The sequence below is a fragment of the Pseudomonas sp. AP42 genome (genome assembly GCF_001728935.1).
GTDB classification, from domain to species: Bacteria; Pseudomonadota; Gammaproteobacteria; order Pseudomonadales; family Pseudomonadaceae; genus Aquipseudomonas; species Aquipseudomonas lactis.
This window is the reverse complement of the sequence record NZ_LYSO01000191.1, coordinates 1-5,052: the sequence shown is the minus strand read 5'-3', so window position 1 is coordinate 5,052 and position 5,052 is coordinate 1. Positions and strand designations below refer to the sequence as shown.

At 60.0% G+C, this 5,052-nt stretch carries 6 protein-coding genes; 4 read left to right on the top strand and 2 right to left on the bottom strand.

All coding sequences use genetic code 11. The features are described 5' to 3' along the window. Nucleotides 1-391 precede the first annotated feature (391 nt). A complete protein-coding gene (locus A7K61_RS30210; RefSeq protein ID WP_047710509.1) occupies nt 392-1,210 on the bottom strand; it encodes a shikimate 5-dehydrogenase in 819 nt (272 codons plus the stop codon). A 156-nt stretch (nt 1,211-1,366) separates the two neighbouring features. Between A7K61_RS30210 and A7K61_RS30205 the strand changes: the two genes are divergently transcribed. The 3 genes from A7K61_RS30205 to A7K61_RS30195 all read left to right on the top strand — a co-directional run bounded on the left by A7K61_RS30205 (nt 1,367) and on the right by A7K61_RS30195 (nt 2,444). Beyond that, nucleotides 1,367-1,741 (top strand): hypothetical protein, encoded by a 375-nt coding sequence (locus A7K61_RS30205; RefSeq protein WP_019818659.1) that lies wholly within the window; start codon nt 1,367-1,369, stop codon nt 1,739-1,741. Between the two features lie 234 nt (nt 1,742-1,975). Next, complete coding sequence (locus tag A7K61_RS30200) at nt 1,976-2,170, top strand: hypothetical protein (protein ID WP_003190284.1); 195 nt, start codon at nt 1,976-1,978, stop codon at nt 2,168-2,170. A gap of 91 nt (nt 2,171-2,261) precedes the next feature. Continuing rightward, nucleotides 2,262-2,444, top strand: a complete 183-nt coding sequence (locus tag A7K61_RS30195) for a hypothetical protein (RefSeq protein ID WP_003190283.1) — start codon at nt 2,262-2,264, stop codon at nt 2,442-2,444. Nucleotides 2,445-2,447: 3 nt separating this feature from the next. On the opposite strand, the gene A7K61_RS30190 is transcribed toward A7K61_RS30195, so the two are convergent. Continuing rightward, nucleotides 2,448-3,515, bottom strand: coding sequence for an AI-2E family transporter (locus tag A7K61_RS30190; protein WP_019818663.1), 1,068 nt, complete (start codon nt 3,513-3,515; stop codon nt 2,448-2,450). Between the two features lie 171 nt (nt 3,516-3,686). Here A7K61_RS30190 and yegQ point away from each other — a divergent pair, with 171 nt between their 5' ends. Further along, nucleotides 3,687-5,000, top strand: coding sequence for a tRNA 5-hydroxyuridine modification protein YegQ (gene yegQ, locus A7K61_RS30185; RefSeq protein WP_069558991.1), 1,314 nt, complete (start codon nt 3,687-3,689; stop codon nt 4,998-5,000). Nucleotides 5,001-5,052: the final 52 nt, after the last annotated feature.

Here is a 5,052-nt window from a genome sequence, read left to right as displayed (position 1 = left end):
TGGCCGTTACCGCAGGAATGGATATGTACTCGGTATTACGGTGTCGACTGTGAGGCCGTCTTCGCGAGCAAGCCCGCTCCCACAGTTGGATCGTGGGGTGTCAGGTAGATGGGCGTCGGCTGGCAGGCCGCCATCGCAGGCAAGTCAGCTCCCACAGTTGGATCGTGGGGTGTCAGGTAGATGGGCGTCGGCTGGCAGGCCGCCATCGCAGGCAAGCCAGCTCCCACAGTTGGATCGTGGGGTGTCAGGTAGATGGGCGTCGGCTGACTGGCCGCCATCGCAGGCAAGCCCGCTCCCACAGTTGGATCGTGGGGTGTCAGGTAGATGGGCGTCGCCTGACTGGCCGCCATCGCAGGCAAGCCAACTCCCACATTGGATTTGGCGCAAGGCTTTAGCTGCGGGCGAAGGCCACCGCTGCCTCGAACTGCTCCTGCGTAGGCCGCACGCCGGTATAAAGCACAAACTGCTCCAACGCCTGAATAGCGATCACTTCCAGCCCGGTAATCACCCGCTTGCCCTGCGCACGCCCCCGCACGATCAACGGCGTTTGCGCCGGGATCGCCACCACATCGAAGACAGTCTCCGCCTGATCGATTGCCTCGGCCTCAAACGCCAACGCATCCGCCTCCGCCCCGCCAGTCATACCGATGGGCGTCACGTTGATCAGCATCTGTGGCCGCAGGCTACCCAGATCCCCCTGCCACTGATACCCCAGGTTCCTGGCCAATGCCTGGCCCGCCCCCTCGTTGCGCGCCACGATCACACCATTGGCGTACCCCCCGTCACGCAAGGCGCTGGCGACCGCCTTGGCCATGCCGCCGCTGCCGCGCAGGGCGAAGCTGGAGTCTTTGGGCACCGCGTGTTTTTTAAGCAATTGCTCGATGGCGATGTAGTCGGTGTTGTAAGCCTTGAGATGGCCGTTGGTGTTGACGATGGTGTTCAGGGAGTCAATGGCTTGAACCGAGTCGTCGAGTTCGTCCACCAAGGCAATCGCGGCCTCCTTGAACGGCATGGACACCCCGCAACCCCGCACGCCAAGGGCGCGGATACCGCCGATCGCGCCGGGCAAGTCCTGGCTGCTGAAGGCTTTATAGTAAAAATTCAGACCCAGCTGTTCATACAGGTGGTTATGAAACCGCAGGCCAAAGTTCCCAGGACGCGCCGACAGCGACATGCACAGTTGGGTGTCCTTGTTGGGGTGCATCTGCATGGATAACTCCTTGAAGTAAGCAAATCGGTACAGACCTTACACAACCTTTACTCACTGGCCGTGCTGTTTTCTCGAAATACGTTGTCTTAAAAGTATCCCCGCGACAATCCTTGAGTCTATTGATTGCAGACCACAAGCGCAGGGGCTAATTGAGGAATGACCATCATGCGTAAACTTCCCAGGATCGCCTTGCTTATCGGCGCACTCGCGATGGCCGGCCAAGCTTCCGCCCACGGTGGTGGTTGGGGTGGCCCGGCCGTGTTCGGTGCGCTTGTCGGCGCAGCGGTAGTCGGCTCTGTGGTTGCCAGCCAGCCGCGTGAGGTGTACGTGCAACAACCGGTGTATGTGCAGCCGCAGCCGGTGTATGCCGCGCCGCCGCCGGTCTACTACGCGCCACCGCCACCGGTGTATGTGCAACAGCAGGTTTACTACCGCCCGGCGCCCGTCTATTACGGCCCACCGCGTGGTTATTATGGGCCGCCTCGCGGCTACTACGGCCCGCCCCACGGTTACTACCGCCATGGTTGGTAAGGTTTAACCCCGTTGACAGCCACAGGCCTCGCCCACACGCGGGGTCTTTTTTTGCCTGAAAAGTCCGGATTTATCCTGCCGATGTCGCTGTGAGAACAACGCACGAGCAGCAATCCCACATCATTAGCGTCGAATATCCTCTTGATCGATTGCGGGCTGCACTGTCATGTTTGCGTCACAAAACAGTCGCACTATCGACTCAGTCCAGCCAATAACAATTAAGGACGATTGACCATGCCCACACAAAACCCGCACCGCACCGCCGGCCTTTGCACCTCCAGCAAGGTCTACAGCGCCTTGACTGAACTCAAGCACCTGGAAGGCCATCGCAGCGCCAAGTTCCTGGCATTGCTGGCCGAAAACCTGGTGCGCAAGGGCCTGCTCAGTGAACACGAAGTGGTGAACATGCTCGACCAGGTGGTGGATTAACGCCTGGCGTTGATGTCGACTATCGAGCCAGGTGATTTTTCCCAGGCGCCAGCAAACCGTAAGGTGACCTCCATAACGTTTGGAGGTACTTATGCCCACTGTTCAAATCATGTCTGTCATCGGTAGCGCCGTCCCCGCCCCTCTGCGCAAACTGGGCTTGCTCGCCTGCTGGTATGTGGTGCGCGATGGCGAGCCGATCAGCGGCCCGCTCACCTCGTTATCGGATGCCGAAACACAACGCCGGATGGCAACCGACTTCAGGCTAGAAGCCTGAGCGTTACGGCAGCGGCAGCTTGACCCGCGGCTTGGTTTCGACGAACAACGCCCAGCACGACATGAACAACGCTGCCACCAGCGGCCCGATGACAAAGCCGTTAAGGCCGAACACCGACAGGCCACCCAAGGTCGAGATCAGGATCAGATAGTCCGGCATCTTGGTGTCCTTGCCTACCAGGATCGGGCGCAGCACGTTGTCCACCAGGCCGATCACGAACACGCCAAAAAGCCCCAGTACCACGCCCTGCCAGATCGAACCGCTCAACAGGAAATAAACTGCCACCGGCCCCCAGACCAGCCCGGCACCCACCGCAGGCAGCAGGGACAGGAACGCCATCAGCACGGCCCAGAGCAAGGCACTGGGGATGTCCAGGAACCAGAAGATCAAGCCACCCAGCGCACCCTGGGTCACGGCCACCAGCACGTTGCCCTTGACCGTGGCGCGCACCACGCGGTTGAACTTGAGTTGCAGGCGACGCTTTTGCGGCTCGGCCAAGGGCACGGCTGTGCGCACTTTGCGTACCAGCTCCGGGCCGTCGCGCAACAGGAAAAACAGCAGGTACAGCATGATGAAAAAGCTCACCAGAAAATCAAACGTCCCCTGGCCAAAGCTGAACGCCTGGGAGGCAAAGAACTGACTGCCCTGCATCGCGCCCTTGACGACCTTTTCCCGCAGCCCTTCGAGGTTGCCCATGCCGAAGCGGTCGAGCAATTGCTGAAAATACGGCGGTAGGACGTTCTTGAATTGCTCGATATAACCCGCCACGTCGAGCTTGCCGCTCTCGATGTTTTTGTAGAGCGTGGCCCCCTCTTGCACCAGCAACGCACTGGTGATGATCACCGGCAGAATCGCGATCACCAGGCACACCATCAAGGTGGTCAGGGAGGTCAGGTTGCGGTTCCAGCTAAAACGCTGCTGCAGGCGGCGCTGCATCGGCGCAAAAATAATGCCCAGGATCACGGCCCAGAACACCGCACCGTAGAACGGCAGCAATATCCAGATAAAGGCCACGGTGACCAGGGCCAGTAGCAGCAACAGAGTTTTGAATTGCAGGTTGGTTTGATTCATGTCCGGTCCATGTCAGAAAAACAGGGCCGATCGCGGCCCTGTTGCTTAGTCCGCAGCCAAACCTGGGAGTGCCCTTGTTTTTCGAACAAGCATAGATCGCCCTGTTTAGACGTGGATCAATGCACGGCGCCCGGCCCTGCACTACCCTCGCGCCTTTTGCGACCTACAGCCATGCCCTCCATGATTGCCCCCGAACTGCTCGCCCCTGCCGGCACCCTGAAAAACATGCGCTACGCCTTTGCCTACGGTGCCGATGCGGTTTATGCCGGCCAGCCGCGCTACAGCCTGCGGGTGCGCAACAACGAGTTCGACCACGCCAACCTGGCCCTCGGCATCCAGGAAGCCCATGACCAGGGCAAGCGTTTCTACGTGGTGGTGAACATTGCGCCCCACAACGCCAAGCTCAAGACCTTCCTCAAGGACCTGGCGCCCGTGATCGCCATGGGCCCGGATGCGCTGATCATGTCTGATCCGGGGTTGATCATGCTGGTGCGCGAGCACTTCCCGCAGACGCCGATTCACCTGTCGGTACAGGCCAATACGGTGAACTGGGCCAGCGTGGCGTTCTGGCAGCAACAAGGCATTTGCAGGGTGATTCTGTCGCGGGAACTGTCTCTGGAAGAGATCGGCGAAATCCGCCAGCAGGTGCCGACGATGGAGTTGGAGGTGTTTGTGCATGGCGCCTTGTGCATGGCCTATTCCGGGCGGTGCCTGCTGTCGGGCTATATGAACAAGCGCGATGCCAACCAGGGCAGTTGCACCAATGCCTGCCGCTGGAAATACCAGGCCACGCCGGCAGTGGAGAATGCCACTGGCGATATCGTCCATGAATATCAACCCACATTGGGCATCGGCACGCCCACCGATCAGGTGTTCCTGCTACAGGAAGCCAATCGCCCCGATGAACCCATGCCCGCCTTCGAAGACGAACACGGCACCTACATCATGAACGCCAAGGACCTGCGGGCCGTGCAGCATGTGGAGCGCCTGGCACAGATGGGCGTGCATTCGTTGAAGATCGAAGGCCGCACCAAGTCCCACTTTTACTGCGCGCGCACCACCCAGGTGTACCGCCAGGCCATCGACGACGCAGTGGCTGGCCGGGCGTTTGACCGCGGCTTGATGACCAACCTCGAGTCCCTGGCCCAGCGTGGCTATACCGAAGGTTTTCTGCGCCGCCATGTGCACGACGAATACCAGAACTACCAGAACGGCAGCTCGGTTTCCGAACGCCAGCAGTTTGTCGGGGAACTGACCGGCGAGCGTCGTGGCGCGTTGGCCGAGGTGAAGGTGAAGAATCGCTTTGTGCTGGGCGATCATCTGGAGTTGATGACGCCCGCTGGCAATTTTCACTTTGACTTGGCGAGCCTGCATAACACCAAGGGCGAAAGCATTGAGGTGGCGCCGGGGGACGGGCATACGGTGTATGTACCGATTCCGGCGCAGATGGACCTGCGCTTTGGCCTGCTGATGCGCGACGTTTAATCCCTGCCATGGGCATCGGTATCTACACAACTTTGTGGGCTATAGCAGCGGA

Excerpts from the sequence above, each read along its gene's own strand:
- A7K61_RS30200 (WP_003190284.1), top strand. The coding sequence starts at position 1,976 with ATGCCCACACAAAACCCGCACCGCACCGCCGGCCTTTGCACCTCCAGC.
- A7K61_RS30210 (WP_047710509.1), bottom strand. The coding sequence starts at position 1,210 with ATGCAGATGCACCCCAACAAGGACACCCAACTGTGCATGTCGCTGTCG.
- A7K61_RS30190 (WP_019818663.1), bottom strand. The coding sequence starts at position 3,515 with ATGAATCAAACCAACCTGCAATTCAAAACTCTGTTGCTGCTACTGGCC.
- yegQ (WP_069558991.1), top strand. The coding sequence starts at position 3,687 with ATGCCCTCCATGATTGCCCCCGAACTGCTCGCCCCTGCCGGCACCCTG.
- A7K61_RS30205 (WP_019818659.1), top strand. The coding sequence starts at position 1,367 with ATGACCATCATGCGTAAACTTCCCAGGATCGCCTTGCTTATCGGCGCA.
- A7K61_RS30195 (WP_003190283.1), top strand. The coding sequence starts at position 2,262 with ATGCCCACTGTTCAAATCATGTCTGTCATCGGTAGCGCCGTCCCCGCC.